Source organism: Micromonospora xinjiangensis, assembly GCF_056150165.1.
Genome location: NZ_JAXCFO010000001.1, coordinates 1,296,287 through 1,323,028 on the forward strand (window position 1 = coordinate 1,296,287; position 26,742 = coordinate 1,323,028).

General features: G+C 73.8%; 25 protein-coding genes and 1 tRNA gene. 11 read left to right on the top strand and 15 right to left on the bottom strand.

Translation table 11 applies throughout. The annotated features are described in order from the left end of the window. Positions 1-293: 293 nt before the first annotated feature. From SM573_RS06170 to SM573_RS06185, 4 genes are all read right to left on the bottom strand, one after another. Positions 294-1,274, bottom strand: a complete 981-nt coding sequence (locus SM573_RS06170) for a ribose-phosphate diphosphokinase (RefSeq protein WP_474611623.1) — start codon at positions 1,272-1,274, stop codon at positions 294-296. Between the two features lie 57 nt (positions 1,275-1,331). Continuing rightward, positions 1,332-2,867, bottom strand: coding sequence for a bifunctional UDP-N-acetylglucosamine diphosphorylase/glucosamine-1-phosphate N-acetyltransferase GlmU (gene glmU / locus SM573_RS06175; protein ID WP_474611622.1), 1,536 nt, complete (start codon positions 2,865-2,867; stop codon positions 1,332-1,334). A gap of 104 nt (positions 2,868-2,971) precedes the next feature. Continuing rightward, positions 2,972-3,043, bottom strand: a tRNA-Gln gene (locus SM573_RS06180). A 13-nt stretch (positions 3,044-3,056) separates the two neighbouring features. Then, entirely contained in the window at positions 3,057-3,920 is an 864-nt protein-coding gene (locus SM573_RS06185; protein WP_474615651.1) for a helix-turn-helix domain-containing protein, read from the bottom strand. A 129-nt stretch (positions 3,921-4,049) separates the two neighbouring features. Between SM573_RS06185 and SM573_RS06190 the strand changes: the two genes are divergently transcribed. Further along, positions 4,050-5,006 carry an acyl-CoA desaturase gene (locus tag SM573_RS06190; protein WP_474611620.1) on the top strand — a complete coding sequence of 319 codons (957 nt, stop codon included), beginning with the start codon at positions 4,050-4,052 and terminating at the stop codon, positions 5,004-5,006. Positions 5,007-5,232: 226 nt separating this feature from the next. Next, entirely contained in the window at positions 5,233-5,922 is a 690-nt protein-coding gene (locus SM573_RS06195; protein WP_474611619.1) for a TetR/AcrR family transcriptional regulator, read from the top strand. Between the two features lie 34 nt (positions 5,923-5,956). Here SM573_RS06195 and SM573_RS06200 read toward each other — a convergent pair whose 3' ends face one another. The 7 genes from SM573_RS06200 to SM573_RS06230 form a co-directional block, all read right to left on the bottom strand. Continuing rightward, positions 5,957-6,433, bottom strand: a complete 477-nt coding sequence (locus SM573_RS06200) for a DUF4383 domain-containing protein (protein ID WP_474611618.1) — start codon at positions 6,431-6,433, stop codon at positions 5,957-5,959. 226 nt (positions 6,434-6,659) lie between these two features. Next, on the bottom strand, positions 6,660-7,115 hold the full coding sequence (locus tag SM573_RS06205; RefSeq protein WP_474615652.1) for a DUF4383 domain-containing protein: 456 nt from the start codon (positions 7,113-7,115) through the stop codon (positions 6,660-6,662). Positions 7,116-7,281: 166 nt separating this feature from the next. After that, positions 7,282-9,087 (bottom strand): ABC-F family ATP-binding cassette domain-containing protein, encoded by a 1,806-nt coding sequence (locus SM573_RS06210; RefSeq protein WP_474611616.1) that lies wholly within the window; start codon positions 9,085-9,087, stop codon positions 7,282-7,284. Positions 9,088-9,265: 178 nt separating this feature from the next. After that, complete coding sequence (locus SM573_RS06215) at positions 9,266-10,216, bottom strand: 4-(cytidine 5'-diphospho)-2-C-methyl-D-erythritol kinase (protein ID WP_474611615.1); 951 nt, start codon at positions 10,214-10,216, stop codon at positions 9,266-9,268. Then, positions 10,213-10,395, bottom strand: coding sequence for a Uma2 family endonuclease (locus SM573_RS06220; RefSeq protein ID WP_474611614.1), 183 nt, complete (start codon positions 10,393-10,395; stop codon positions 10,213-10,215). The genes SM573_RS06215 and SM573_RS06220 overlap by 4 nt, the downstream gene beginning before the upstream one ends. 9 nt (positions 10,396-10,404) lie before the next feature. Next, entirely contained in the window at positions 10,405-11,274 is an 870-nt protein-coding gene (gene rsmA, locus SM573_RS06225; protein ID WP_474615653.1) for a 16S rRNA (adenine(1518)-N(6)/adenine(1519)-N(6))-dimethyltransferase RsmA, read from the bottom strand. A 64-nt stretch (positions 11,275-11,338) separates the two neighbouring features. Beyond that, entirely contained in the window at positions 11,339-12,238 is a 900-nt protein-coding gene (locus tag SM573_RS06230; RefSeq protein WP_474615654.1) for a TatD family hydrolase, read from the bottom strand. 197 nt (positions 12,239-12,435) lie between these two features. Here SM573_RS06230 and SM573_RS06235 point away from each other — a divergent pair, with 197 nt between their 5' ends. Both SM573_RS06235 and SM573_RS06240 read left to right on the top strand, forming a co-directional pair. Next, positions 12,436-13,683, top strand: coding sequence for a hypothetical protein (locus SM573_RS06235; RefSeq protein ID WP_474615655.1), 1,248 nt, complete (start codon positions 12,436-12,438; stop codon positions 13,681-13,683). Between the two features lie 76 nt (positions 13,684-13,759). Continuing rightward, positions 13,760-14,611, top strand: a complete 852-nt coding sequence (locus SM573_RS06240; protein ID WP_474611610.1) for an alpha/beta fold hydrolase — start codon at positions 13,760-13,762, stop codon at positions 14,609-14,611. Between the two features lie 158 nt (positions 14,612-14,769). On the opposite strand, the gene metG is transcribed toward SM573_RS06240, so the two are convergent. Beyond that, on the bottom strand, positions 14,770-16,572 hold the full coding sequence (gene metG, locus SM573_RS06245) for a methionine--tRNA ligase (protein ID WP_474615656.1): 1,803 nt from the start codon (positions 16,570-16,572) through the stop codon (positions 14,770-14,772). Positions 16,573-17,204: 632 nt separating this feature from the next. On the opposite strand from metG, the gene SM573_RS06250 reads away from it, so the two are divergent. Continuing rightward, on the top strand, positions 17,205-17,348 hold the full coding sequence (locus tag SM573_RS06250; protein ID WP_474615657.1) for a hypothetical protein: 144 nt from the start codon (positions 17,205-17,207) through the stop codon (positions 17,346-17,348). Further along, positions 17,349-17,942 carry a hypothetical protein gene (locus SM573_RS06255; RefSeq protein WP_474615658.1) on the top strand — a complete coding sequence of 198 codons (594 nt, stop codon included), beginning with the start codon at positions 17,349-17,351 and terminating at the stop codon, positions 17,940-17,942. Positions 17,943-18,006: 64 nt separating this feature from the next. On the opposite strand, the gene rsmI is transcribed toward SM573_RS06255, so the two are convergent. Then, entirely contained in the window at positions 18,007-18,846 is an 840-nt protein-coding gene (gene rsmI / locus SM573_RS06260; protein WP_474615744.1) for a 16S rRNA (cytidine(1402)-2'-O)-methyltransferase, read from the bottom strand. A gap of 135 nt (positions 18,847-18,981) precedes the next feature. Between rsmI and SM573_RS06265 the strand changes: the two genes are divergently transcribed. The 3 genes from SM573_RS06265 to SM573_RS06275 all read left to right on the top strand — a co-directional run bounded on the left by SM573_RS06265 (position 18,982) and on the right by SM573_RS06275 (position 23,149). After that, positions 18,982-20,625 carry a dolichyl-phosphate-mannose--protein mannosyltransferase gene (locus SM573_RS06265; RefSeq protein WP_474615745.1) on the top strand — a complete coding sequence of 548 codons (1,644 nt, stop codon included), beginning with the start codon at positions 18,982-18,984 and terminating at the stop codon, positions 20,623-20,625. 416 nt (positions 20,626-21,041) lie between these two features. After that, the gene (locus tag SM573_RS06270) at positions 21,042-22,346 is read left to right on the top strand and encodes a VWA domain-containing protein (RefSeq protein WP_474611607.1); all 1,305 of its coding nucleotides are present in this window, start codon (positions 21,042-21,044) and stop codon (positions 22,344-22,346) included. 2 nt (positions 22,347-22,348) lie between these two features. Next, on the top strand, positions 22,349-23,149 hold the full coding sequence (locus SM573_RS06275; RefSeq protein WP_474615659.1) for a peptidase: 801 nt from the start codon (positions 22,349-22,351) through the stop codon (positions 23,147-23,149). A 158-nt stretch (positions 23,150-23,307) separates the two neighbouring features. Here the strand turns inward: SM573_RS06275 and SM573_RS06280 are convergent, their stop codons facing one another. Beyond that, positions 23,308-23,574, bottom strand: a complete 267-nt coding sequence (locus SM573_RS06280; protein WP_474611605.1) for a hypothetical protein — start codon at positions 23,572-23,574, stop codon at positions 23,308-23,310. Between the two features lie 286 nt (positions 23,575-23,860). Here SM573_RS06280 and SM573_RS06285 point away from each other — a divergent pair, with 286 nt between their 5' ends. Together SM573_RS06285 and SM573_RS06290 are read left to right on the top strand one after the other, a co-directional pair. Beyond that, entirely contained in the window at positions 23,861-24,517 is a 657-nt protein-coding gene (locus SM573_RS06285; protein ID WP_474611604.1) for a 4'-phosphopantetheinyl transferase family protein, read from the top strand. 95 nt (positions 24,518-24,612) lie between these two features. Next, complete coding sequence (locus tag SM573_RS06290) at positions 24,613-26,094, top strand: DUF4352 domain-containing protein (RefSeq protein WP_474615660.1); 1,482 nt, start codon at positions 24,613-24,615, stop codon at positions 26,092-26,094. Positions 26,095-26,148: 54 nt separating this feature from the next. Here SM573_RS06290 and SM573_RS06295 read toward each other — a convergent pair whose 3' ends face one another. Further along, positions 26,149-26,703, bottom strand: coding sequence for an NUDIX hydrolase (locus SM573_RS06295; RefSeq protein WP_474615661.1), 555 nt, complete (start codon positions 26,701-26,703; stop codon positions 26,149-26,151). Between the last annotated feature and the right edge of the window lie 39 nt (positions 26,704-26,742).

Here is a 26,742-nt window from a genome sequence, read left to right on the forward strand (position 1 = left end):
TGGGGCTCATGCGTCATGAACGACTGCCCGGAGCACCGCGTCGATGACGGTGCCTCCGTGCGGCGCTTCGTCAGCGGCCCGCCGGGCACCCTCGCCGTGGCAACCGCACCAGTCTACCCGAGCGAATTCCCGGCCTTCCGCCAGTCCCCGTATCACGGTCGACGCCCGCCCGCAGGCCGTCTCCGCGGGTCGTCTGCCGCCCTCCCGCGGGCTGCCGACCCCCGCCCGCCCGTCGGGGTGCCGCAGCCGGGTCGGTGACCGTCGGCGACAGCCACCGACCCGTCAGCGCGCCCTCAGCTCAGGCCACCGAAGAGGGTGGTCACCGAGCCGTCGTCGAAGACCTCCCGGATCGCCCGCGCCAGCAGCGGGGCGATCGACAGTACGGTGATCTTGTCGAGCTGCTTCTCCGGCGGCAACGGCAGCGTGTTCGTCACCACGACCTCGCTGATCGGGCTGTTCTTCAACCGCTCCGTCGCCGGGTCGCTGAGCAGCGCGTGCGTCGACGCCACGATCACGTCTGCGGCGCCGGACTCCTTCAGGATGTCGGCCGCCCGGCAGATCGTGCCGCCCGTGTCGATCATGTCGTCCACGATGAGGCAGACCCGGCCCTCGACGTCACCGACGACCCGGTTCGCCACCACCTGGTTCGGCTTCAGCGGGTCCCGGGTCTTGTGGATGAACGCCAGCGGACAGCCGCCCAGGCGGTCCGTCCAGCGCTCGGCGACCCGCACCCGGCCCGAGTCCGGGGCGACGACCGTCATCGGCCGGCCCGCGTACTGCCGCTCGACGTACTCGGCCAGGACGTCCATCGCGAAGAGGTGGTCGACCGGCCCGTCGAAGAAGCCCTGGATCTGCGCGGTGTGCAGGTCCACGGTCAGGATCCGGTTCGCCCCCGCGGTCTTGAGCAGGTCGGCGATCAGGCGGGCCGAGATCGGCTCCCGGCCGCGGTGCTTCTTGTCCTGCCGGGAGTACGGGTAGAACGGCAGGACGACGGTGATCCGCTTGGCCGAGCCGCGCTTCAGCGCGTCGATCATGATCAGGGTCTCCATGACCCAGGTGTTCACACCGTGCGTGACGGACTGCACCACGAAGGCGTCCGAACCACGCACGGAGTCCCTGTACCGCACGAAGATCTCGCCGTTGGCGAACTCGTACGCGTCGGCCGGGGTCGGCGCGACGCCGAGCACCTCGCCGATCTCCTTGGCCAGCTCCGGAAAGCCACGTCCGGTGAAGAGCATCAGGCTCTTGCGGTTTTCGGCGACGATGCTGCCCATGGGCCCGTCTGCTCCCGTTGGTCGGTGGTGCCCGGCACGGTGGTGGTGGGCCGGGGACTAGTCGGTTGCAGTATCTCCCTCACGGGATTCCCCGCCCAGGGCCTGGGCATCCCCGTGGATTGCCTCACCTTCGCTTGCCGCCGCGCCCCCCGCCGCGCCACCCTCGGCGGCACGCAGTGCCCGCTCCGCCGCCTCGGCCGAGACCGTGCCCGGACGCTTACGGGCCACCCAGCCCTCGATGGCGCGCTGCGGCGCCCGCGTCACCGCCAACGCGCCCGGCGGCACGTCCTGGCTGATCGCGCTCCCCGCCGCCACGTACGCCCCGGCGCCCACCTCGACCGGCGCGATCAGGCTGGTGTCACAGCCGATGAACGCGCCCTCGCCGACGACCGTCCGGTGCTTGTTGACCCCGTCGTAGTTCACGAAGATCGTCGCCGCGCCGATGTTCGCCTTGGCGCCGATCGTCGCGTCACCCACGTACGACAGGTGCGGCACCTTCGCACCCGGGCCGACCTCGGTGTTCTTCACCTCGACGAACGTGCCGACCTTCGACTTCTCCGCGAGGCGGGCGGCCGGACGCAGATAGGCGTACGGGCCGACGCTCGCCCCCGGGCCCACCTCGGCGCCCACCGCGTGGCTGCGCAGCACCGTCGCGCCCTCGCCGACCACCGTGTCGACGAGCGTCACGTCCGGGCCGACCACCGCGCCCGAGCCGACCACCGTGGAGCCGCGCAGCTGGGTGTTCTGGTCGATCACCGCGTCCCGGTCCAGCGCCACGGTCACGTCGATCCAGGTGGTCTCCGGGTCGAGCAGGCTCACCCCGGTGCGCATCCAGCCCTCGTTGATCCGGTCGCGCAGCAGCCGGCGCAGCGCCGCCAGCTCGACCCGGTCATTGCAGCCCAGCGTCTCCACGTGGTCCGGCGCGACGTGCACCGTCACCGGCTCGCCCGCCGAGCCCAGCAGGCCGAAGACGTCGGTCAGGTACTCCTCGCCCTGGTCGTTGTCGGTGGAGAGCTTGCCCAGCGCGTCGCGCAGCCGCACCACGTCGAACGCGTAGCTGCCCGCGTTGATCTCGCGGATGGCGCGCTGCGCCGGCGTGGCGTCCCGCTCCTCGACGATCTGCTCCAACCGGCCGTCGGCCGACCGCACGATCCGGCCCAGGCCGGTCGGGTCGGGCACCTCGGCGGCGAGCACCGTCGCGGCGGCACCGGCCTCCTCGTGCGCGTGGACCAGGGCGCTGACCGTCTCCGGGCGCAGCAGCGGCACGTCCCCGTTGATCACGACCACCGTGCCGGTGGCGTCCGGCACCGCCTCCAGCGCGATCCGCACCGCGTGACCGGTGCCGAGCTGCTGGGCCTGGAGCACCGGGATCGCGTCCGGCGCGATCTCGCTCAGGTGCGCGCGGACCTGGTCAGCGCCGTGACCGACGACCACCACGGTCCGATCCGCGTGCAGCGGAGCCGCGGCGCTCAGCACGTGGCCCAGCAGCGTACGGCCGAGCAGCGGGTGCAGCACCTTCGGCAGTGCCGACTTCATCCGCTTGCCCTCACCGGCGGCGAGCACGACAACGGTGCGGAGGTGGGGCTGGGACACGACGAGGCTCCCGTCGGGACGGCGACACGTTCGCGGCCATGCTATCCAGACATCGACCGGTCATTTGCAGGGCCGTGACGAATGCGGCGGACCTGCGTGTCGAGCTGGGGTGCCTGGATTCGAACCAGGAGCTCAAGGCTCCAAAGGCCTGCGGGTTGCCGTTACCCCACACCCCAATGAATGTCAAGCCTAACGGTCCGCTATTTCAAGGCCCGCGCCGCCTGCTTTCTGGAACAGCTCGGCGATCATACCTTCGATCCGCCAATAGAGCTCGCGGCTACGCGGCACGGTGATCACAAGGCATCCGTGATAGCCGGCACCGGTGTTCCGGCGGACGGTGGCCGGGCGATGCCGCTTCACCGTCGGCCGGCGGAAACGTTCGACGGGCAGAGCGAGTTCGTGCGCCCACCAACTGGCGGCGGCGTCGGCGTCCGCGGTCTCGTGGATGCTGACGCGGTAGGTCGGCATCGACCGGTCGATGCCGCAGGTTTCCAGGAAACGCAGGAACAGGGCCAACAGGCCCCGGTCGCTGTTGATGAACTGCACACGGTCGTCCCGGCGCCATGGCTTGGACTTGGCCCCTTCGCACCAGTAGATGGCGGCCCCGAGGAGAAGCAGGTCTCGGTCGTCGAGCCGCCCGACCGCGGCGGACGCCATGGCATGCACCCCGGCACGGGCCGCCTCACGCTCCGCCCGGCGCGCGGCCCAGCGGGCGTCCGTCATGGCCTTCGCGTGCGCCCGACGCCGTACGCGGACAGACTCTTCGTCAGCCAGGGGCGGGACGTCGCGCACCCACTGGTAGGCCGTCGACTTCGCCACTCCAATGCGGCTGGCGATCTCCGACAGCGAGCATCCCCGGGTGCGGAGGTAGATCGCCCTGGCGCGCAGATCGTCCTTCGCGTTGGGGCGGCGGGTCCACTCCGGTGGGGCAACGCCTCGGAGCAACTCGTACACCCGGTTGCGGCCCAGCCCGGTGCGTTCCCGGATCTGGCGAACGGAGAGCTGTTCGACGGTGCGGAGGCGGCGCACCTCGGCGGCCAGGGGGTCGGTCATGGGTCGACGCTAGGGCGACGGTACGACGAAGCCTCTTCACGAACTTCCCCGTGCGATCTACGGTTCCGTAAGTTACGGTGACGTAAGCGTAGCTTCCGATCTTCCCCAACCCCTGTGCTGCGAGGTGCCATGTCGACCGCTCTGCTCGAACCGAAGGCGTCCGGACCAAAACCGCTTACCCAGGGCACGCAGTCGCCCGGCATTCTGATCGCCCTCTGGGCGTTCGTGGTGATCCCGTTCCTGGCCCTGGTCGCCGCCGTGCCGGTGGCGTGGGGCGGCTGGCTGAGCTGGACCGACGTGGGCATCGCCGCCTTCTGGTACGTGCTGTCCGGTCTCGGCGTCACGGTCGGCTACCACCGCTACTTCACCCACGGCTCCTTCAAGGCCCGCCGTTGGCTGCGGGTGGGCCTCGCGGTCTCCGGTTCGCTCGCGGTGCAGGGCGAGATCATCCAGTGGGTGGCGGACCACCGCCGGCACCACGCGTACTCCGACGTCGAGGGCGACCCGCACTCCCCCTGGCGGTTCGGTGAGAGCGTGTGGGGCCTGACCCGCGGGCTGTTCCACGCGCACATCGGCTGGATGTTCAAGCGCGAGCTGTCCAACCGGAGCCGGTTCGCCCCGGATCTCGTCGCCGACCGCGACATCAACCGCGTCGACCGGCTCTTCCCGCTGCTCGTCACGACCTCGCTGCTCGGCCCCGCGCTCATGGGCGGCCTGCTGACCTGGTCGTGGCAGGGCGCGCTCACCGCGCTCTTCTGGGGCGGCCTGGTCCGCGTCGCGCTGCTGCACCACGTGACGTGGGCGATCAACTCGGTCTGCCACGTCTACGGCGAGCGCCCGTTCGTGATGCGCCAGGGCGACCGTGCCGCCAACTTCTGGCCGCTGGCGATCCTCTCCTTCGGCGAGAGCTGGCACAACCTGCACCACGCCGACCCGACCTGCGCCCGGCACGGGGTCCTGCGTGGCCAGGTGGACATCTCGGCCCGGGTGATCTGGTTCTTCGAGAAGGTCGGCGCGGCGTACGACGTGCGCTGGCCGAAGCCGGAGCGGCTCGCGGCGAAGATGGTGTCGCCGGCCACCCGGTGATCCGGACGATGTGCTCGGAGGTTACCTGGCAGTATGGCCAGGTGACCGAACGAGGCGGGGGGCAGGTCGCGCGCCACGGCATCAGGGGGGCCCTGCGCGGGACGGGTACGGTCGGGCGGCGCGTCAGCGCCATCCGGCCGTACGCCAGTGAGGCGGCGATGTGAGCGGGCACAGCGGAGGCACCATCCCACGGCAGGGCGTCACCGAGCGCCAGCGAGGTGACGAGATGGCGGACAGCCCAGGCAACGACGATGGCACGAGCCGGCGGCGGGCGGTGCCCGCGGCCGGCGGCAAGTCGTCGTCGCGGGTGCGCATGTCGGCGGCCCAGCGCCGGGAACAGCTGATTTCGATCGGCCGGCAGCTCTTCGCGGAGCGCGGCTTCGACGCGACCTCGGTCGAGGAGGTGGCGGCGCGGGCGAAGGTCTCCAAGCCGGTCGTCTACGAGCACTTCGGCGGCAAGGAGGGCCTCTACGCGGTCGTCGTCGACCGGGAGGTGCGGGCGCTGCTGGACCGGATCACCACGGCGTTGACCGCCGGTCACCCTCGGGAGCTGCTGGAGCAGGCGGCGATGGCCCTGCTGAGCTACATCGAGGAGGAGACGAGCGGGTTCCGGGTGCTGGTCCGGGAGTCACCGTTGCTGTCCGCGACGGGCAACTTCAGCAGCGTGCTCAACGACGTGGCCCACCAGGTCGAGCACATCCTGGGTGCCGAGTTCAAGAGCCGGGGGTACGACCCGAAGCTCGCCGAGCTGTACGCGCAGGCGTTGGTCGGCATGGTGGCGTTGACGGGCCGCTGGTGGCTGGAGGTGCGCAAGCCGCGCAAGGAGACGGTGGCGGGGCACCTGGTGAACCTGGCCTGGAACGGTCTGTCGCACCTGGAGCAGAAGCCGACGCTGATCTCGTCCCGGGGGCGCTGAGCCGGGGCCTGGTGTCGCGCCGGGCGGGCTGGTCTCAGCGGCTGTTCGCCTGGGAGATCTGGTGGTCGCGGCGGCGCCGCTCGGCCTCGGCGTGCTCCGGCGTGCCGACCTTGTCGTAGAGGCCGGTGCCGAGCAGCACCAGGCCGAAGATCATCGACACGATCACTGTCGACATGGAGAAGTTGAGGAAGTTCGCCTCGGTCTGCAGCAGCGACATCATGAGGATGCTGGTGACCAGGAAGACGATCCCGGCGGTCAGGTTCATGTAGTGGCCGAGGTTGGTGCGTCGGGACGCGCCGATCAGCAGGAAGGCGCCGAAGATCACCGACGCGATCGAGAACGCGAGGTTGGTGCGGAGGCCGAGCACCCAGTGGCTGCCGCGCCCGAACAGCGCCTCGCCGGCGGTCTGCGCGACGCCCCAGGCGCCGAAGACCAGGATGTAGAGCCCGATGAGCCCGGAGAGGACCCGGTAGATCGGCCGCGCCGGATGGTTCACCGGGAAGTGCGCCATGAGCCTCTCCTCCGCCCGAGATGACCGGTTCCGGAGGATTGTCGCTCGTCGGGGTGCCGGCTGTCCGGCGAACCCACCGGTCGGTGCCCGGCAACGAAGAGGTCCCGCTCCACCTGCCCGGAGGCGCCGGACGGAGCGGGACCACGACGGGTGCCACCGGAACCCGACCGCGGCGACGGTCAGATCCGACCGCCCGGAGCGGTCGGGTCCCGGCGTGCCCGGGAAGTCACAGGACGAGGCGGGCCTTCTGCCACGCCTCCTTCTCCTCGTCGGTGCCGACCTTGCCGTACATGCCGACCATCAGCAGCACCAGGCCCGCCACCATGAGGACGATGACGGTGGGGACGGTGAAGTTGAAGATGTTGGCGTCGGTCCGGATGAACGCGAGCCCGGCGAGGCTGAGGGCCATGAGGACGTACGCCAGCCACTGGTTGATCACCACGTCGATGTTGCGGCCGAGCGCGGTGCCGGCGAGCACCAGGATCCCGAGCAGGGTGCTGAGCAGCGAGAAGCCGAGGTTGGTGCCCTGCCCCAGGACCTGGGTGTCGTCCTGGGCGAGGACCTCGCCGCCGGCGCTCGCGATGATGCCGAGCACACCGAAGACGACCAGGTACAGACCGGTCAGCCCGCCGATCGCCCGGTAGATCGGCCGCGCGGGGTGGTTGACGGGGGTGTGGGCCATGTCTGAGTCTCCAACGCCGTTCGGGTGAGGGTCGACGACGATTCTCCCGCATGTCGGATTGTGACGCCGCACACGGGCCCCCACCTGCGCGGGGACGCGCCACTCGCCGCCGGCCGTCGGCCGACGGCCTGGCGCCGGACGGCCCGCGACCTCCACCGCACATTCGTCAGTCGGCGGGAAGCTCCTCCGCCAGCGCCAGCCAGGCCTCCTCGGTGCGTTCCCGCTCGACCCGCAGGTCCTTGAGCTGGCCGTCCAGCTCGGCGACCTTCGCGTAGTCGGTGGCGTGCTCGGCGAGCTGGTCGAGCAGCGCCGCCTCACGCTGCTCCAGCTTGCCGATCTGCCGTTCGAGCCGGGTCAGCTCCTTGCGGGCCTGCCGCACCTCGGCCGCGGAGAGGCCGGAACGCGCCGGCGCCTCCGGGGTGGCCGCCGGGACGGCCTCGGCGCGGGCCGAGCCGGGGCGGGCGGCCGCGCGCTCCAGGTACTCGTCCACCCCGCCCGGCAGATGCACCAGCCGGCCGTCGCCGAACATGCCGTACGCGACGTCGGTGACCCGCTCGATGAGATACCGGTCGTGGCTGGCCACGACCAGCGTGCCCGGCCAGGAGTCGAGCAGGTCCTCCAGCGCGGCGAGCGTGTCGGTGTCCAGGTCGTTGGTGGGCTCGTCGAAGAGGAGCACGTTCGGCTCGCCGGCGAGGAGCCGGAGCATCTGCAGCCGGCGGCGCTCGCCGCCGGAGAGGTCGCCGACCGGGGTCCACAGGCGCCGGTCGGTGAAGCCGAACATCTCGGCGAGCTGCGCGGCCGAGATCTCCCGGTCGCCGAACTGCACCCGGCGGGCCACCTCCTCGACGGCCTCCAGCACCCGCAGGTGGCCGGGGAGTTCCGCCAGCTCCTGGGAGAGGAACGCCGGGCGGACGGTGGAGCCGGCGGCGAAGCGGCCGGCGTCCGGGCGGGTCACCCCGGCCAGCATCCGCAGCAGGGTGGTCTTGCCGGCGCCGTTCGCGCCCAGGATGGCGATCCGGTCGCCGGGGCCGACCTGCCAGGTGACGTCCCGCAGGATCTCCTTGGGGCCGGCGTGCAGGGTGACGTTCTCCAGGTCGTACACCTGCTTGCCGAGCCGGGCGGTGGCGAGCCGTTGCAGCGACATGGTGTCGCGCGGCGGTGGGACGTCGGCGATCAGGGCGTTGGCCGCCTCGATCCGGAACCGCGGCTTGGAGGTGCGGGCCGGGGCGCCGCGGCGCAGCCAGGCGATCTCCTTGCGGAGGAGGTTCTGCCGGCGGGCCTCGGTGGCGGCGGCCACCCGCTCCCGCTCGGCGCGGGCGAGCGTCCAGGCGGCGAAGCCGCCGTCGTAGGAGCGGACGGTCTGGTCGGCGACCTCCCAGGTGGTCGTGCAGACGGCGTCGAGGAACCACCGGTCGTGGGTGACCACGACGAGGGCGCCCTTGCGGCCGAGCAGGTGCCGGGCGAGCCAGTCCACGCCGCCGACGTCGAGGTGGTTGGTGGGCTCGTCGAGGATCAGCAGGTCGGAGTCGCGGACCAGCAGGGCGGCGAGCGCGACGCGGCGGCGCTCACCGCCGGACATCGGCCCGACCGGCTGGTCGAGGCCGAGGTGCGGCATGCCGAGGCCGTCGAGGATCGCGCGGACGCCGGCGTCGCCGGCCCACTCGTGCTCGGCGCCCATGCTCTCGTCGAGCCACTCGGTGCCGAGCACGACGTCGCGCACGGTGGCGTCCGGCGCGAGGGTGAGGCTCTGCGGCAGCCAGGCGACCCGCAGGTCGCGGCGGTGGGTGACGCGGCCGTCGTCCGGCGACTCGGTGCGGGTGATCAGCCGCAGCAGGGTGGACTTCCCGGCGCCGTTGAGGCCGACCACGCCGATCCGGTCGGCGTCGTCGAGGCCGAGGGAGACGTCGGTGAGCAGGGGCCCGGCGGCCCCGTAGCCCTTGGACACGCGGTCCAGGTTGACGATGTTGGCCACGACCTACCTTCCATGATCAAAGCGTCCCGGTGCCGGTCGGGCACGGGACGCCTGGCCTACCAGCGTACGCGGACCTCCCGGCCGCCGCGGCCCGGCCGCCGGCGGGGCGCGGGGCGTCCCCCGGGCGCGCCGTGCCGCCGATCCGGATCGGATCACGCCCCGAGGGGCCGCGGGCGGCTCAGACGATCCGGGCGCCGGCCACCGGGCCGTGGGCCACCCGCACCTCCCGGCACACGCCGGCGGCGGCCAGGTCGGCGGCGATCCGTTCGGCGTGCCCCTCGTCGGCGGCGAGGAAGACGCAGGTGGGCCCGGAGCCGGAGACGATGCCGGCGAGCGCACCGGCCGCCTCGCCGGCCTTCAGCGTGTCGGCCAGCGCCGGGCGCATGGCGAGGGCGGCGTCCTGGAGGTCGTTGCCGAGCGCGGCGGCGAGCACCCGGGGATCGCGCTGGCGCAGCGCGGCGAGCAGGCCGTCGGTGCTGCCGAGCGGCGGGCCGGCGGTGCCGGCCTCCCGGAGCCGGTCCAGCTCGCGGTAGGCGGCCGGGGTGGAGAGGCCGCCGTCGGCGATGCCGACCACCCAGTGCCAGGAGGTCGGGCGGGCCAGCACCGGGCTGACCGCCTCGCCGCGGCCGGTGCCGAGCGCGGTGCCGCCGTGGATCAGGAACGGGACGTCCGAACCGAGGTCGGCGGCGATGCCGGCCAGCTCGTCGCGGGAGAGCCCGGTGCCCCACAGGGCGTCGCAGGCGACCAGGGTGGCCGCCGCGTCGGCGCTGCCGCCGGCCAGCCCGCCGGCGAGCGGGATCTGCTTGCGCAGGTGCAGCCGGGCCTGCGGGAGCACCCCCGCGTACCCGGCGAGCGCGTGGGCCGCGCGGATCACCAGGTTGGAGTCGTCCAGGGCCAGCTCGCCGGCGCCCTCGCCCTCCATGGTGAGGGTGAGGCGGTCCCCCGGGCGCGCGGTCAGCTCGTCGTGGATGGAGATCGCGTGGTAGACGGTGTTCAGCTCGTGGTAGCCGTCGCGGCGCAGCGGACCCACCCCGAGATGCAGGTTCACCTTCGCCGGCACCCGGACCTTCACCGGGCCGCCGGTGCCGCGCCGCTCGTCCTCGCCCCCCGGACGCCAGGCCTCGGTCACGGGGCGACGCCTCGCAGACGCGGGTGGATGTCGGACGGCTTCTCCACGATCAGCTCCTCGGCAGGGTCGGCCACCGGCTCGCGCCGGCCGCCACCCGGGTCGTACGCGTACCCGTGCTGCGGATCCCCCGGGATCCGCCGGTGGTGCGGGATGCCCACGTCGGCGTGGCCGGCGGGCACCGCGCCAGCCTACTGCCCGGCGGGCGCGGCGGCCGGAGCCGACGCGGCGATGGCGGCGAACTGCTCGACGGTGAGCGATTCGCCGCGGGCCCCCGGGTCGACCCCCGCCGCGATGAGCGCGGCGGCGGCCCGGTCCGCGCCGCCGGCCCAGCCGGCCAGGGCGGCCCGCAGCGTCTTGCGCCGCTGGGCGAAGGCCGCGTCGACCACCGCGAAGACCCGCTCCCGTGGCACGTCGTCGCGGGGCGGCTCCCGTCGGGTGAAGGCGACCAGGCCGGAGTCGACGTTCGGCACCGGCCAGAAGACGTTCGGCGGGACCCGCCCGGCGGCGCGGGCGCGGGCGTACCAGGCGAGCTTGACCGACGGGATCCCGTACACCTTGGAGCCGGGACCGGCGACGAGCCGGTCGGCGACCTCCTTCTGCACCATCACGAGGCCGTACCGCAGCTCGGGCAGCTCGGCGAGCAGGTGCAGCACCACCGGCACGGCGACGTTGTACGGCAGGTTCGCGACCAGCGCGGTGGGCGTCGGGTCGGTGAGGTCCGCCGCGTGGACCCGCAGCGCGTCGGCGTGGTGCACGGTGAGCCGGTCGGCGTACGGCCCGGCGTGGCGGGCGGCGGTCTCGGGCAGCGCCCCGGCCAGCACCGGATCGATCTCCACCACGTGCACGTGGGCGGCGACCGGCAGCAGGGCCAGCGTCAGCGACCCGAGCCCGGGGCCGACCTCCAGCGCCACGTCGTCGGGGGCGAGGCCGGCGGTGGTGACGATGCGCCGCACGGTGTTCGGGTCGTGCACGAAGTTCTGCCCGAGCTTCTTCGTGGGTGCGACGCCCAGCCGCGCGGCCAGTTCCCGGATCTCCGCCGGGCCGAGGAGACCGGTCATGCGCAGCAGCGTATGCGGCCGGGTCGGGACGCACCGAGGGGACCCGGGTGCGGGGCCGACGCTCTCACCAGGGGCCGAAGACGCGGTCGCCGGTCGCGGAGATGGCGGCGCAGAGCGCGTCGAGGTCGGCGCCGGTGGTCGCGGCGAGCGCCCGGACGGTCAGCGGGACCAGGTAGGACGCGTTGGGGCGGCCCCGGTGCGGGGTCGGGGTCAGGTACGGCGCGTCGGTCTCCACGAGGGTCTGGTCGAGCGGGGTCAGCGCGGCGGCCTCCCGCAGCGCTCCCGCGCTGGCGAACGTCACCGTGCCGGCGAAGCTGAGCAGGTAGCCGCGACGTACGCACTCGGCGGCGAAGTCGGCGTCACCGGAGAAGCAGTGCAGCACGACCGTCTCCGGGGCGCCCTCGTCATCGAGGATCCGCAGCACCTCGGCGTGCGCGTCGCGGTCGTGGATGACCAGCGCCTTGCCGTACCGCTTGGCGATGGCGATGTGGGCGCGGAAGCTCTCCTCCTGCGCGGCGCGCCCCTCGTCACCGGTACGGAAGAAGTCCATGCCGGTCTCGCCGACCCCGCGGACCCGGTCGTGGGCGGCGAGCGCCTCGATCTCCCGCAGCGCCTCGTCGAGGTCGGGCAGGCGGGGCGCGTCGTTGGGGTGCAGCGCCACGGTGGCCACCACCGCGGGGTACCGCTCGGCGGTCTCCACACCCCACCGGGAGGAGGGGACGTCCACCCCGACCTGCACGAGGCGGTCCACGCCGACGCGGGCGGCAACCTCGATGGCGGTGGCGACCGGGTCGTCGGTGGGGCCGCCGCCGGGCACACCGGCCTCGCTGACCGTGATGTCCAGGTGGGTGTGGCTGTCGAGCACCGGGCGGGGCAGCGGCTCGGGAGCGGGCGGGAACTCACCCGCCCGGCGCGCCGCCCGGGCGCGCCGGGACTCGGTCGTCTGTTCGGTTGGCTGGCTCATCAACCAAAGGATCACACACCGGGCCGGTCCACCCGCCCGCCACCTGCTGTTCACCTCGATTACCGAGGGCGACTCTACGGTCGCGGCGTGAGCGAGCGGAACGCAGCGAACCATCCGGCACCGCGGCGTGGCGCTCGCGCCGGCGCACAGCGGCGACGCGAGTGGGCGGGACGCGCCGGCAGGGACGAGGTGACGCGATGAGCAGCGCACCTCAGGCCAGCGGCGCCGCGGGCGAACGGACCGGGTTGCGGGTGGCGTACGGCGGCGCCGTCTATCCGGCGGAGGAGATCGCCAAGGGCGCCGCGTACGAATTGTTCAGCGCCGACGAGGTGCCCGGCTTCGAGTGGTCGCCACGCCCCGGTTCGGTCCTGCCGTGGCGGCGTTTCGTGCACGTCACCGAGGTGACCGCGGTGCACGGGGCGCCCGAGCCGTCGGAGGAGCCGGAGACGCCGCTCATGATGCCGGCGCACCGGGAGCGGGGCTGGGCGTACGTGCACCAGCTCAGCCAACGACCGGACGCGGCCGGCGATCCCGTGCTCACCGCGGTGCGGGCGTCGGCGGTCATCCGGCGGGGCACCCGGATGGTGAAGATGCTCTCCGCGCAGCAGTTGGCCGGCTACGTGCGGGGCTGGCTGCCGCACGGCTTCTGCTACCGCGAGTACGACGTCGCGCACCTGCGTACGCCGGCCGCGGCGGCCCTGCTGCGCACCGACGGCGAGGTGGGCCGCGACGGTCTGGACGTGGCGTACGCGCTGCGCTGGCGGGCCGTCGACCCGGACGACTACGACGTGCCGGTGGGCGGCGCGCACGCCGGGTTGGCCGCGCTGTCCCCCCGGGACCGGGTGGGCCCCCCGGTGCTCGGCACCGGTTTCGTGCCCAGCAGCACCCAACTGATCCCGGAGTTCGTCACCCGGGAGTTCGCCGACCTGCCGATGCCGGCGAACGCCACCCTGCTCGCCTACCCGGCGGAGGGGGTGGAGGTCGTGCTCTACACCTACCAGGCCGAGCAGCGGGGCTGGCTGCGGATGGTCGGGCCGCAGTGGCGGCACCTGCTCGCCAGCGTGCCCGGGCTGTCACCGGACCAGGAGTACCTGCCGACCGGCGAGGCGCCCCGCTCCACCCAGCTGGTCGGTGCGTACGGCGGGAACGAGTACGAGGCGGTGGCCGACCTGCCCGGCGGGTTCCGGGTGCTGGCCATGACCCGCGCGGCCCGCTACCCGGTGGAGGCGGCGGCCCGGCGGCTGCGCGTCGCCCGGTGGCGGGGCGTGCCCTGCCTGGTGCTGCGCGAGGAGGCGGGCTGGCTGCGGCTGCGGCTGCGCCGACCGGATCCGGACGCCGTGGCGGTCACCGGGGCACAGTGCCACGACCGGGGCGTCTACGAGACCTGGGCGCCGGGCCCGGAGGTGACGGACGACCAGGTGGTGGACGTCCGGTACGCCCTCTGAGCGGTCGGCATATCGGCGCACCGGGCGGGAATGCGGGCGGGCGAGGAGAAACCGAGCCCGACTTCAGGAGAAGAGCATGCCGTTCATCACCGTGGGGACGGAGAACTCCGCGCCCATCGACCTGTACTACGAGGATCATGGCTCCGGCCAGCCGATCGTGCTGATCCACGGCTTCCCGTTCAACGGGGCGACGTGGGAGAAGCAGACCATGCCGCTGCTCGACGCCGGGTACCGGGTGATCACGTACGACCGGCGGGGGTTCGGCAACTCCGCACAGCCGACGATGGGCTACGACTACGACACCTTCGCCGCGGACCTCGACGTCCTGATGTCCGAGCTGGACCTGCGCGACACGATCCTGATCGGGCACTCGATGGGCACCGGTGAGGTGACCCGCTACCTCGGCGCGTACGGGTCGCAGCGGGTGAACCGCGCGGTGCTGCTCGCGCCGCTGGCACCGTTCTTGCTGAAGACGTCGGACAACCCGGAGGGGGTCGAGAAGAGCCTCTTCGACGGGTTCCAGCAGGCGATCATCTCCGACCGGTTCGCCTTCCTCACGCAGTTCTGCAACAACTTCTTCAACTGGGACGAGAACAAGGGGAAGCTGGTCAGCGAGGAGGCGTACCGGGCGCACTGGGAGATCGGCGCGCGGGCCTCGGCGAAGGGCACGTACGACTCCGTCGACGCCTGGCTGACCGACTTCCGGGGGGACCTGCCGCAGATCGACGTGCCGGTGCTGATCGTGCAGGGCGACAAGGACAACGTGCTGCCGTACGCGAAGACCGGCCAGCGGTTGCAACCGATGCTCGCCGGCAGCCAGCTGATCACGCTGAAGGGTGCCCCGCACGGCATCCCGTGGACGAACGCCGACGAGGTCAACAGGGCGATCATGGACTTCATCGGCGCGCCGGCTATGGCTCGCGCCTGACGCCACCCCGTGCCCGCGCCCGGTGCGGGGCGCGGGCCGGGCACGGCCGGCCCGAACGGCCGGCCGGTGAGGTGCGGTCCGGGGATGCCCCGGGCCGCACCGCCGTCTCCGCGACCGGTGCCCGGTCCGACGCCCAGACGGGCGCCGTGGGCCGTCGGTCAGCCGCCCAGCCGGGCCAGCTCCTCGTCGACGATGGAGGGGTCGAGCTTGCGGAACACCGGCTTCGGCGCCGCGAGCGGCCGGCCCACCTCCAGGGGTACGGACTCCCAGCGCGCGCCCTGCGTGTAGTCCCCGGTGAGCACCGGGTACGACGGCCCGCCGTCCAGGTCCTCCACCTCGACGATCGACGGCATGGGCGCGTGCACGCCGGTGCCGCCGAGCAGCTCGTGCACCTTCTGTGCGGAGTGCGGCAGGAACGGGGTGAGCAGCGTGTTGGCGTCGCTGACCACCTGGAGGGCGACGTGCAGGATGGTGCCCATGCGGGGCTTCTCGGCCTCGCTCTTGAGCTTCCAGGGGGCCTGCTCGGAGAGGTAGCGGTTGGCCTCGGCGACCACCCGCATCGCCTCGCCGATCGCCTGCTTCTGCCGGTGGCGGCCGATCAGGTCGCCGACCGTGGCGAAGCCGGCCCGGGCGGTGGCGAGCAGCGCCTCGTCGGCCTCGGTGAGCCCGGCCGGATCGACCGGCGGGATGGCGCCGAAGTTCTTCGCCGCCATCGAGATGGACCGGTTGACCAGGTTGCCCCAGCCGGCGACCAGCTCGTCGTTGTTGCGGCGCAGGAACTCCGCCCAGGTGAAGTCGGTGTCGTTGCTCTCCGGGCCGGCGGCGGCGATGAAGTAGCGCAGCGCGTCGGCGTCGTAGCGCTCCAGGAAGTCGCGCACGTAGATGACTACCCGGCGGGACGACGAGAACTTGCGACCCTCCATCGTCAGGTACTCGCTGGAGACGACCTCGGTGGGCAGGTTGAGCCGGCCCAGCTCGCCCGGCTCGCCGTCGCGCGATCCCTCGCCCGAGTAGCCGGCGAGCAGCGACGGCCAGATCACCGAGTGGAAGACGATGTTGTCCTTACCCATGAAGTAGTAGGCCCGGGCGTCCTTGCCCTCCCCGTCGGCGGACCACCACCTGCGCCACGCCTGCGGGTCGCCGGAGCGGCGGGCCCACTCGATCGACGCGGAGAGGTAACCGATCACGGCGTCGAACCAGACGTAGATGCGCTTGTCGGGGCGGTCGCGCCAGCCCTCCAGCGGGATCGGCACACCCCACTCCAGGTCCCGGGTGATCGCCCGGGGCTGGAGGTCGTCGAGGAGGTTCTTCGAGAAGCGCAGCACGTTGGGGCGCCAGCCCTCCCGGGTGTCCAGCCATCCTCGCAGCACGTCGGCCAGGGCGGGCAGGTCCAGGAAGAAGTGCTCGGTCTCGACGAACTCCGGCGTCTCCCCGTTGATCTTCGACTTCGGGTCGATGAGGTCGATCGGGTCGAGCTGGTTGCCGCAGTTGTCGCACTGGTCGCCCCGGGCACTGGTGTAGCCGCAGATCGGGCAGGTGCCCTCGATGTAGCGGTCGGGCAGCGTCCGGCCGGTGGACGGGGAGATCGCCCCCATCGTGGTCTTCGGCACGATGTAGCCGTTGCGGTACAACCCCTCGAACAGCTCCTGCACGACCGTGTAGTGGTTGCGGGTCGTGGTGCGGGTGAACAGGTCGTAGGACAGGCCGAGGCCGTGCAGGTCCTCCACGATCACCCGGTTGTAGCGGTCTGCCAGCTCGCGCGGGGTGACCCCCTCGGCGTCGGCCTGCACCTGGATCGGGGTGCCGTGCTCGTCCGTGCCGGAGACCATGAGCACGTCGTGTCCGGCCATCCGCATGTACCGGCTGAAGACGTCGGAGGGAACGCCGAAACCGGAGACGTGGCCGATGTGGCGCGGGCCGTTGGCGTAGGGCCAGGCAACCGCCGCGAGAACGTGACTCATGACCAGCAAGCGTAGTGACCCGTGCCGGGCAGCCGCGAACCAATAGGGCCCGCGGGTCGGCGGTCCGGTGGGACGGGGTCGGCCGTTGGTCCGATTTGTCCCCGACACGCGGCCCCAGCTGCCCGGCGCGCCCCCGCGACGGGTGTGCAATGAACGTCGTGGCTGGCAGACGAGCGCCTCGTAAGCAGGACGAACGCCCCTCGGGGGCGGCGCTCGCTCACGGCCGGGGTGACCCCGCCGCCGGCGACGCTCCAAGCCGGCAGACCGTTCCGGCCGGCGGGGACGCCGCCGGGGACCGCGCGCCCGGCGAGGGGCCCCCGCGCCCCGGCCCGGGCCGTGGGGCCGGCGTCGCACCGCAGCCCCGGCCGGTGCCCGGGGCGGACACCCCACCCGCCCCCAGCCGGCCACCCCAGACCACCCCACCGGCCCGGAGGCCACGGCCCGACCAGACGGCCCCGCCGGCCAAGCCGACCGCCCCCGCACGCCCCACCCCTCCCGCGCGGCCGGCGCCCCCACCGCCCGCCGGTCCCGACCGGGACGACCCGCCGTCCGCCGGCCCGCCCCGGGTGGCGGCGCCCCGCCGGGCGGCCGGATCCGCCCCGACCGAGGGGCGCGACGAGCCGGCCGACGAGGTGGAACCGACGACCGGGGCGCCGCGGGACGCGCTGCCCCGCCGCGTGCCGGTACGGCAGCCGAAGCTCCGGCGTCGCCTCGCCCGCGGCGGCGGCGACGCGGCGGCCGAGGACGACCCGGCGTTCTGGCCGCCCATCGAGTAGGTGCACTGGGACGGCACCCCGATCCGGGAGGAGCCCGCGCAGGATCGGGACCGTCCGGCCCGCGAGGCCCGCGGCCGGCGCGCCCGCCGCACCGCGCATCCGCCGGATCCCCTGCCCGGTCTCGCCGCGCTGCTGGCGCTCAGCCTGGTCGCGGCGTTCTTCGCCTGGGTGAGCGCCGGCCCGCTGTGGGTCGCGCTGGGCCACGCCACGGGCGGCACGGCGGTGGTCACCGACTGCACCGGCAGCGGGCTCGCCCAGCGCTGCCGGGGGATCTTCACGGCCGACGGCGGGCGTTTCGTGGCCCACGGCGTACGCGTGAGCGGCGTGCCCTCGGACCGGAGCGCGGCCGGCAGCACCCTGGCGGCCCGGATGACCGGACCGGACGGTGGGACCGCGTACGTCGACACCGGCGGCACCGGCCCGCACCTGCGCTGGCTGCTCGGTCTGCTGGCCGTGGCGGGCTGCGGCGCCGGGATCGCCCGCTGGACGGGCGCCACCCGACTGACCGGGCAGCGCGCCCGACGCTGGGCGATCGGCGCGGCGTTCGCCGGCCCGGCGCTGATCACCGTCGGCTTCCTCGTCGCGGCCTGGTGACCGTCACTCCGGCTCGCCTGGCGCACCTCCGGGCGACGGCCGGGGGGCCTCGCCGGGAACCCGGTCAGCGGTGCACGACGTCGTAGACGTCCCGTCGGCGCAGCCCGTAGGCGGTGGCGACGTCGCTGATCGCGTCCCGGCGGGACATGCCGGCCGCCTCCCGGTCGGCCACCGCCGCCCGGAGGGTGTCGTCGTCGGGGCGCTCGGACACGGTCGCGGGCGCACCGGCCACCACCAGCGTGATCTCACCGCGCGGTGCGCCCTCGGCGGCCCATTGGGCCAGCTCGCCGAGAGGCCGGCGGAGCACCTCCTCGTACGTCTTGGTCAACTCCCGGCAGAGCGCGGCCGGCCGGTCGGGGCCGAACGCGTCGGCCAGATCGGCCAGCGCGCCGGTGACGCGGTGCGGCGCCTCGAAGAGGACCAGGGTGCGTTCCTCGCCGGCGAGTGCCCGCAGCCGGGACCGCCGGGCGCCGGGCGAGCGGGGCAGGAACCCCTCGAAACAGAACCGGTCGGAGGGCAGCCCGGAAAGGGCGAGAGCGGTGGTGACGGCGCTCGGCCCGGGCGCGGCGGTGACCGGCGCGCCCGCGTCCAGCGTGGCTCGGACCAGCCGGTAGCCGGGGTCGGAGACGCTGGGCATGCCGCCGTCGGTGACCAGGGCGACGACGTAGCCGGCCTTGATCACCTCCACCAGTTCCGGCGTACGCCGCTCCTCGTTGCCCTCGAAGTAGGAGACGATCCGGCCCGGCACGGTGACGCCGAGGTCCCGGGCCAGCCGGGTCAGCCGGCGGGTGTCCTCAGCCGCCACCACGTCGGCGCTGGCGAGCATTTCCCGGAACCGGGCGGAGGCGTCGCCCGGGTTTCCCAGCGGCGCGCCGAGCAGGACGAGACGCCCCTCATCCGACATATCACCCACGGGTCGCTGCTCCTCGATCGACGGCGGTGGCGGGATTGGGGGCGACGTACGCCACCGGCCACCTCCGCAGCCTACGATCGCCGGGTGACGAGTGCGTCGACAGCACAGAGCGCGAACGCGGCCCGGGTGGCGTCGGAGCGTACGGGCGAGGGCGGACCGGCCGCCACGACCCCCGCGACGGTCCCCGGCGTCGTCCGCGCCCGCCTGGCCACGATCGACGCGCGGCTCGACGGGCGGTCGTGGCTGGCCACCGGCGTCGTCGTGCTGATCGCCGGCATCCTGCGCTTCGTCGGCCTCGCCGACCCGCCGGGAAAGATCTTCGACGAGACCTACTACGCCAAGGACGCGTACGGGCTCATCTCCCGTGGCGTCGAGTGGAACTACAAGGACGGCGGCCCGTCGTACGTGGTGCACCCGCCGCTGGGCAAGTGGCTCATCGGGCTCGGGGAGTGGGCCTTCGGCTACCAGGACGCGGAGAGCGGCATCTCGGTGCCGGGGCACCTCCTCACCACCGCGCCCGAGTTCGGGTGGCGCTTCTCGGCGGCGGTCATCGGCACCCTGTCGGTGCTGCTGCTCGTGCGGATCGGTCGGCGGCTGTTCCGGTCCACCGCGCTCGGCTGCGCCGCCGGCCTGCTCCTCGCCCTGGACGGCTTCCACCTCGTGCTCTCCCGCACGGCGCTGCTCGACATCTTCCTGCTCTTCTTCGTGCTGGCCGCGTTCGGCGCGCTGGTGCTCGACCGCGACGCCCGCCGGCGCCAGTGGGCGCGCGCCCTCGACGCGGGGCTGGACCCGACCGAGCCGGGGCGGGCCGGGCGACCGGCCGACGGATGGCGGGGCTGGCCGTGGTGGCGGCTCGCCGCCGGGGTGCTGTTCGGCTGCGCCTGCGCCGTCAAGTGGAGCGCGCTCTACTTCCTGCCGGCGTTCGCGCTGCTGGTGATCCTCTGGTCGGTCGGCCTGCGCCGCTCCGCGGGAGTGCGCCGGCCGTGGCGGTCCGCGCTCCTGGACGAGGTGCCCTGGCTGGCGCTGGCCGGAGTGCTGATGGTCGTCACCTACCTGGCCACCTGGTCCGGCTGGCTCTTCACCGACGACGGCTACTACCGCCTCGCCGCCAACTACCCGGGCGCCCCGCTCAGCGACAGACCCGTGATCGGGCCGCTGATCAACCTCTTCGAGTACCACCAGGCGGCGTACGGGTTCCACTCGCAGCTGGACGACCCGCACAAGTACCAGTCCTGGCCGTGGCAGTGGCTCCTCCTCGGCCGCCCGGTGGCGTTCCACTGGTCGAGCAACGGCCCCTGCGGCGCGGCGAGCTGCGCCTCGGAGGTCCTGCTGCTGGGCACCCCGCTGCTCTGGTGGTCGTTCCTGCCGGCCCTGGTGGCGGTCGCCTGGCTCGGCCTGGCACGCCGCGACTGGCGGGCCGGGGCGATCCTGCTCTGCGTGGCCGCCGGCCTGCTCCCCTGGTTCTGGTTCGCGGTGACCGAGGGCCGCACGATGTTCTCCTTCTACACCGCGCCGGCGTTGCCGTTCCTGGTGCTGGCGGTGGTCTACGTGCTCGGCGCGATCATCTCGCCGGCCGGGGCGGGGGTCGCCGAGAGCCGCGAAACGGGCGGAGCGGGGTACGACCGGCGGTTGATCGGCAGCGTCATCGCGGGCGCCTACGTCCTGCTCGTGGCGCTCTGCTTCGCGTACTTCCATCCGATCTTCGTCGGCACCGTCATGCCGTACGCGGACTGGTCGGCCCGGATGTGGCTGGGCGGCCGCTGGATCTGACGGCGACCGTCGGACGCCGACGGGTCCGGACGCGCACGCGGCCGGGCCCGTGAGACGTAGAAGCGCGCCCCGATCGCCTGCCACGGGGGAAGCGGGCGATTGGGGCGCGCACGAAAAGCTTAACCACCGGGCACCACCGGCACAACGGGTCGACTTGGGTCAGATTTCCGACGGACACCCCAGTGGTGACGGGAACGAATCAGCAGCTGACGGTGGGTCACGGTCAAGCGTCCGGCACGTCCCTGCTGGACAGTGACCGCGCCCGCGCCACGACCGCGCTGTCTCCTGGATCGAGTGGTATCCGCCCCCCAGGCCCGGACCAGGGGCACGGCCACCCCCGCCGGGCCGTCGCGGCGCCCGGCAGCGCCGCCCCACCCGGATGATCATCCAATGTGGACCTCACTACACTTCGCCCGGTGATCAACTTAAGACGTGGCACCACCGTCCTCGCCGGACTGGTGGTGGCTTCCGCGCTGCTCGGGCCGGTGCCCGCGGTGGCCGACGAGCCGACTCCCGCCGAGCCACCCCGGGTGGAGCTGGTCCTCGACGTGAGCGGCTCGATGCGGGCCCGCGACATCGACGGCCGCAGCCGGATCTCGGTGGCCCAGCAGGCGTTCAACGAGGTCGTCGACGCGCTGCCGGAGGAGACCCAGCTCGGCATCCGGGTACTCGGCGCGACGTACAGGGGTGACGACAAGAAGGTCGGCTGCCAGGACACCCAGCAGATCGTCCCGGTCGGCCCGGTGAACCGGGTCCAGGCGAAGGACGCCGTGGCCACACTGCGACCGACGGGCTTCACCCCGGTCGGGCTCGCCCTGCGCGCGGCCGCCCAGGACCTCGGCACCGGCGCCACCACCCGCCGGATCGTGCTGATCACCGACGGGGAGGACACCTGCGCCCCGCCCGACCCGTGCGAGGTCGCCCGCGAGCTGGCCGCCCAGGGCACCCGCCTGGTGGTGGACACGCTGGGACTGGCTCCCGACGAGAAGGTGCGCCGGCAGCTGCTCTGCATCGCCGCCGCCACCGGTGGCACGTACACCGCGGCGCAGAGCACCGACCAGCTGACCAACCGGATCAAGCAGCTGGTGGACCGCGCCCGGGAGACCTACACGCGGACGCCGACCGTGGTCGGCGGCGGCGCGGTCTGCGAGGGCGCGCCGCTGCTCGCCCCCGGCGTCTACACCGACCGGGAGAAGTTCTCCGAGCACCGCTGGTACCGGGTCCCGGTCCGGCCGGGCCAGGAGCTGCGGGCCTCGGTGAGCGTCGCGCTGGACCGGCCGGTCAACCCGGACTACGGCGTACTGCTGCGGGCCGTGGCGACGGACGGCCGCGAGCTGGTACGCGGCGCGGACGCGGGCAGCGGTCGGGCAGACGTCGTCTCCGCCGGCCTGCGCTGGTCGGACGACCGGGACGAGGACACGGACGACCGCGACGACGGCGGGCGCGACGACGATGCGGCGACCGACCCGGAGGCGGCGGCGCCGACGACCGTGTGCCTGGTGGTCAGCAACTCGTTCGCCCCGCGTGCCGGGACCGGGACGAGCCCCGGCATGCCGGTCGAGCTGACCGTCGACGTGGTGGCCGCCTCGCCCGCTCCCGAGGGCCCCGACCTCGGCCGGGGCTGGGCGCTGCTCGCCCTGCTCACCCTGGCCGGCCTGGTCACCGGCCTGCTGGCCGGACTGCTCACCCGCTGGTGGGTGGCCACCTGGAGGGAGAAGTGAGCGTGCGTACCACTCTGACCCGGTCGCTGGCGGGGCTGGTGGCCACCGCCGGGGCCACGCTGCTGCCCGCCGCGGCGCTCGCCGCGCCGACCGACCCGCCGACCCCGTCCCCCGGCGCGGCGACGGTGACGCGGGCCGGCACCTCGTTCCTCACCGCCACGGCGATCTCCGCGGGCCAGCCGGTCCGGGTCGACGCCTCCACGGGCGACTACCTCTACTGGTCGTTCGACGCCAAGGCCGGGCAGGTGCACGACATCACCGCGGCGATCTCCTTCCCCCGCGACCGCAGCGGCGCCTCCACGTGGACCATCGAGATCTTCGACGGCCTGCGTCGCCGGCAGGCGTGCACGGCCGGGGCGCAGACCCCGACGGTCGACGCGACGGCCGAGAGCACCGCGCTCGGCTGCACCCTGCGTGAGGTACGACCGTGGGCGGAGCCCTGGTCCGGCGACCCGCTGCCCGGCACCTACTACATCCGGCTCTCGGTCACCGACATCCCGGAGCCGGACCTCGGCGCACCGGTCGAGGTGGAGCTGCTGGTGGGCACCGACGGCGAGGGCGGTGTACCGGCCGACGACGGCGAACTGGCCGTACCGCTGGTCCCGAACACCCGCGCCGGCGCGCTGCTCACCGACGAGCGGGCCGCCGCACCGGCGGCGGACGCGCAGGAGCAGGGCGGCTGGCTGGACGACCTGTTGCCCGCGCTGGGCTCCCGTTGGATCTGGACCAGCGTCGGTGGCGTCCTCGCCGCGGTGGCCGGCGTGGTCGGCTTCGCGCTGACCCGCCGTCCGCGGCGCGGCTGACGCGTCCGCACCGGCGCCGCCGCCTTCGCGCTGACCGGCCGTCCCGCCGTCCGCGGCGCGGCTGACGCGTCCGCACCGGCGCGACCAGCCGGCGGCGCCATCCGCGACCGGTTCCGCCCCGGGCCACCGAGCCCGGGGCGGAACCGGCGGACGGAAGGTCAGTTTGTCCGCGGACCTCGGGGCAGCCACCCGATGAACCGGTCCTGGAGCGCACTCACCGAGCCGGCGCGAAGGTCCTCGCTGGCGGCGGCGAGGCAGGACCCGAGATAGACGCTGAGCGTCGCCCGGTCGCCGTACTCCTGGAGCAGCCGGCCGCGCTTCGTCGCGCAGGGCCACTCCTCCCCGCAGGAGCCGCAGCTCCAGCCGGGCGTCACGGGGGCGTGTTCGTCGCTCGCCGGGCCGGGCGGCTCCGCACCACGGGTCATCGCACTCCCTCTCGGTTCCTCACAGGGCCGAACGCCTCGGCCGGCTCGGGATCGATCGCGGCGGCCAACGATCTCCCCCGTGCCGCGCGTGGACCTCAGCGCTTCGAGACGATCCGGTGTTACATGCTTCCGGTACTTTGGCCATTCATGACAGTCAGAAAGTTGACGGTTGGCCCGGAATTCGCGCGGTCGGTGCAACGGTCCGCGCGGGACAGCCGGCACGGCACCGGTCGCGGGCCGGGTCATCGGGTCGATGTCGGCCGGGCGTACGCCGGTGTGACGGGCCGTGCGTGACCTCCTGCCGCCCGAGGTCGCGGTCGCCGTGGCGGGCCCCGACGACTGGACCGGCCACCTGCTCGCGGAGGAGTTGGCCTGCCTCAGCGAACGCGCGGTGGAGAGCCGGCGACGGGACTTCACCGCCGGGCGGGTCTGCGCCCGGCGGGCCATGACGGCCCTCGGACTGCCGGTGGCACCGGTGCCGGCCGCCGCCGACCGGGCGCCGCTCTGGCCGGCCGGAGTGGTCGGCACCATCACCCACACGCGCGGCTACTGCGCGGCGGCCGCGGCCCGCAGCAGCGAGGTCCGCTCGGTGGGGATGGACGCGGAGCAGCACCGGGAGCTGAGCGCGGGGGTACGCCGGCTGATCTGCCTGCCCGAGGAGGAGGAGCACCTCGCCCGCCTGCCCGGCGGCGTCTCCTGGCCGGCCGTGCTGTTCAGCGCGAAGGAGACCGTCTACAAGGTGTGGCACCCGGTGGTCGGCACCTGGCTCGACTTCGCCGACGCCCGGCTGGAGATCGACCCGGAGGCCGGCGCGTTCACCGCCCGGATCGCGCCCGCCCGCGTCGACGCCGCGCCCGTCGAGGCGCCGCCGACGACCGTACGCGGCCGGTTCACGGTGGCCGACGGGCTGGTCCGCACCGCCGCGGTGCTCCTCCTGCCCTGACCGTCGGCCGCCGGGCTCACGCGGGGCGGAGCGCGTTGCCCGCGCGCGGTAGCGTCGGCGGGTCCCGCCCTCCCACGCCACCATCAAGGAGCACGGTGAGCCACCCCGAGCCGCCCCGGCCGCACGACCCCGACCAGCCGCACCCGGAGCCGCCGACCGAGGCGTTCCCGACGGCCCCCATGCCGCCGGCGCCGCAGGGCGGGACCGCCGGTGAGGCGACCGTTCCGATGCAGCCGGCGCCCGGCGACGCGACCCTGCCGATGTCGCCCGCGCCGGCCGATCCGACCGTGGCGATGCCCGCGGCCCCGCCCGCCTCCGGTGAGGCGACCACCCCGATGCCGCCGGCCCCGGCCGACCCGACCGTCGCGATGCCCGCCGCCCCGTCCGCCTCCGGCGATTCGACCGTGGCGATGCCGCCGGCCGCCTCGGCGGACGCGACCACGCCGATGCCGCACAACCCCTGGGGGCCGATCGGCGGTGCCTCGCAGCCCGGCGAGGTGCCCACGGTTCCCCAGCAGCCGGTCCCGGGCACCCCGGTCTCCGGCGCCCCACAACCGCCGGCACCGACCAGCCCGTGGGCGGCACCGACTGCGCCACCGCCGGCTCCCACCGCGCCGCTCGCCGGCGCGCCGCAGCCGCCCACCTCCGCCCCGCCCGCGCCCGGCGAGTCGTGGGCCGCGCCGCAGCCGCCGGTCTCCGGCGCGCCGCAACCCCCGGTCTCCGGGAGTCCGTGGGCCGCGCCCGGCACACCCCAGCCGCCGGTGTCCGGGGCACCGCAGCCCCCGGTCGCCGGGAGTCCGTGGGCCGCGCCGGGTGCACACCAGCCGACGCCGCCCGGGCCGTACCCGCCGCAGGCCCCCTACACCGCGACGCCCGGCGGATATCCGCCTGGTGGGACGGGCTTCCCACCTGGTGGGGCGGGCTTCCCGCCGGGTGGACCGCAGCCGCCGCAGAAGAAGTCGAACAAAACCCTGCTCATCGTGCTCATCGTGGTGGCCGTGCTGGGGCTGCTCTGCTGCGTGGGCGGCGGCGCGGCGTTGATCTACGGCGCGAACCAGGCGGACGAGATCGCCGAGTCGCTGCCCACCCCGGGCACGACCACGGACGCCGGCGGGGCGCCGACCGCCGCGCCGACCCTTCCCGCCGAACCCAGCGACGGCGCGAGCGGGACGACCGACGGCGAGACGCGGAACATGGCGATCGGGGACACGCTGGTGATCACGGACGACGACAGCGCCGTCGAGATCACCGTGACGAAGGTCAGCACCAGGACGAAGGGCTGCACCTCGTTCGCGCCGGAACCGGACAAGGGCGTCTACCTGATCGCGGACGTCACCATCGAGGTCACCAAGGGCAGCGCCTCGGTGAACCCGCTCTTCTTCCAATGGGTCGCGGCGGACGGCACGGAGACGAACGCCATCGCCGGGATGTTCTCCGGCTGCGGCAAGAACCTCGACCCGGGCGAGGTCACCGCGGGCCGCACCCGGACCGGCACGGTCGTCTTCAACGTGGCGGACAAGGACGGCGTGATCGAGTACCTGCACCGCTTCCAGACCGCCGGATCCTGGCGGCCCTGACGGCGCGCGGGGGCCGGCTCCGTGAGCCGGCCCCCGCGCCCGTCGGCCGTCGGGTCAGCGCGCGCCGTCCGGGTCGCCGACGGCGTGCGCGCCGCGCCAGGCGAGCAGCCGCCGGTACGCCGCCAGGCCGTCGGGCACCCACGGCCACTCGGCCAGCCGCCGCGTCACCTCGTCCTCGGGAAGGAACGCGTACCAGGCGACCTCGTCGGTCTGCGGCTCGACGGTCGAGGGGCAGCGCACCTCGTAGACGGCGGACCACCAGCTGTGCTCGGGCGTCTCGTAGAGGAACGTGAACAGGTGCACCGGTGCGGGGAGCCCCCGTACGCCCAGCTCCTCCTCGGCCTCACGCAGCGCGGCCTCGTCGTACGACTCGCCCGCGCCGACCACGCCGCCGACGAACATGTCGTAGAGCGACGGGAAGACGAGCTTCCGGTCCGTGCGGCGGTGCACGAAGACGCGCCCCTCCGCGTCCCTCGCCAGGACGAACGCGCAGCGGTGCCGCAGCCGTTTCGCGTACACCTCGGCGCGCCGCGCCTGCCCCACCACCCGGTCGTGCTCGTCGACGACGTCCAGCAGTTCGTCGGCGGACAGCAGCGGCTGATCCTCCATGTCGAGATTCAACCAGCCGCCGTGCCGGCCGGGGCGGGC

Excerpts from the sequence above, each read along its gene's own strand:
- SM573_RS06170 (WP_474611623.1), bottom strand. The coding sequence starts at position 1,274 with ATGGGCAGCATCGTCGCCGAAAACCGCAAGAGCCTGATGCTCTTCACC.
- SM573_RS06185 (WP_474615651.1), bottom strand. The coding sequence starts at position 3,920 with ATGACCGACCCCCTGGCCGCCGAGGTGCGCCGCCTCCGCACCGTCGAA.
- SM573_RS06190 (WP_474611620.1), top strand. The coding sequence starts at position 4,050 with ATGTCGACCGCTCTGCTCGAACCGAAGGCGTCCGGACCAAAACCGCTT.
- SM573_RS06195 (WP_474611619.1), top strand. The coding sequence starts at position 5,233 with ATGGCGGACAGCCCAGGCAACGACGATGGCACGAGCCGGCGGCGGGCG.
- SM573_RS06200 (WP_474611618.1), bottom strand. The coding sequence starts at position 6,433 with ATGGCGCACTTCCCGGTGAACCATCCGGCGCGGCCGATCTACCGGGTC.
- SM573_RS06205 (WP_474615652.1), bottom strand. The coding sequence starts at position 7,115 with ATGGCCCACACCCCCGTCAACCACCCCGCGCGGCCGATCTACCGGGCG.
- rsmA (WP_474615653.1), bottom strand. The coding sequence starts at position 11,274 with ATGACCGGTCTCCTCGGCCCGGCGGAGATCCGGGAACTGGCCGCGCGG.
- SM573_RS06230 (WP_474615654.1), bottom strand. The coding sequence starts at position 12,238 with ATGAGCCAGCCAACCGAACAGACGACCGAGTCCCGGCGCGCCCGGGCG.
- SM573_RS06235 (WP_474615655.1), top strand. The coding sequence starts at position 12,436 with ATGAGCAGCGCACCTCAGGCCAGCGGCGCCGCGGGCGAACGGACCGGG.
- SM573_RS06240 (WP_474611610.1), top strand. The coding sequence starts at position 13,760 with ATGCCGTTCATCACCGTGGGGACGGAGAACTCCGCGCCCATCGACCTG.
- metG (WP_474615656.1), bottom strand. The coding sequence starts at position 16,572 with ATGAGTCACGTTCTCGCGGCGGTTGCCTGGCCCTACGCCAACGGCCCG.
- rsmI (WP_474615744.1), bottom strand. The coding sequence starts at position 18,846 with ATGTCGGATGAGGGGCGTCTCGTCCTGCTCGGCGCGCCGCTGGGAAAC.
- SM573_RS06280 (WP_474611605.1), bottom strand. The coding sequence starts at position 23,574 with ATGACCCGTGGTGCGGAGCCGCCCGGCCCGGCGAGCGACGAACACGCC.
- SM573_RS06295 (WP_474615661.1), bottom strand. The coding sequence starts at position 26,703 with ATGGAGGATCAGCCGCTGCTGTCCGCCGACGAACTGCTGGACGTCGTC.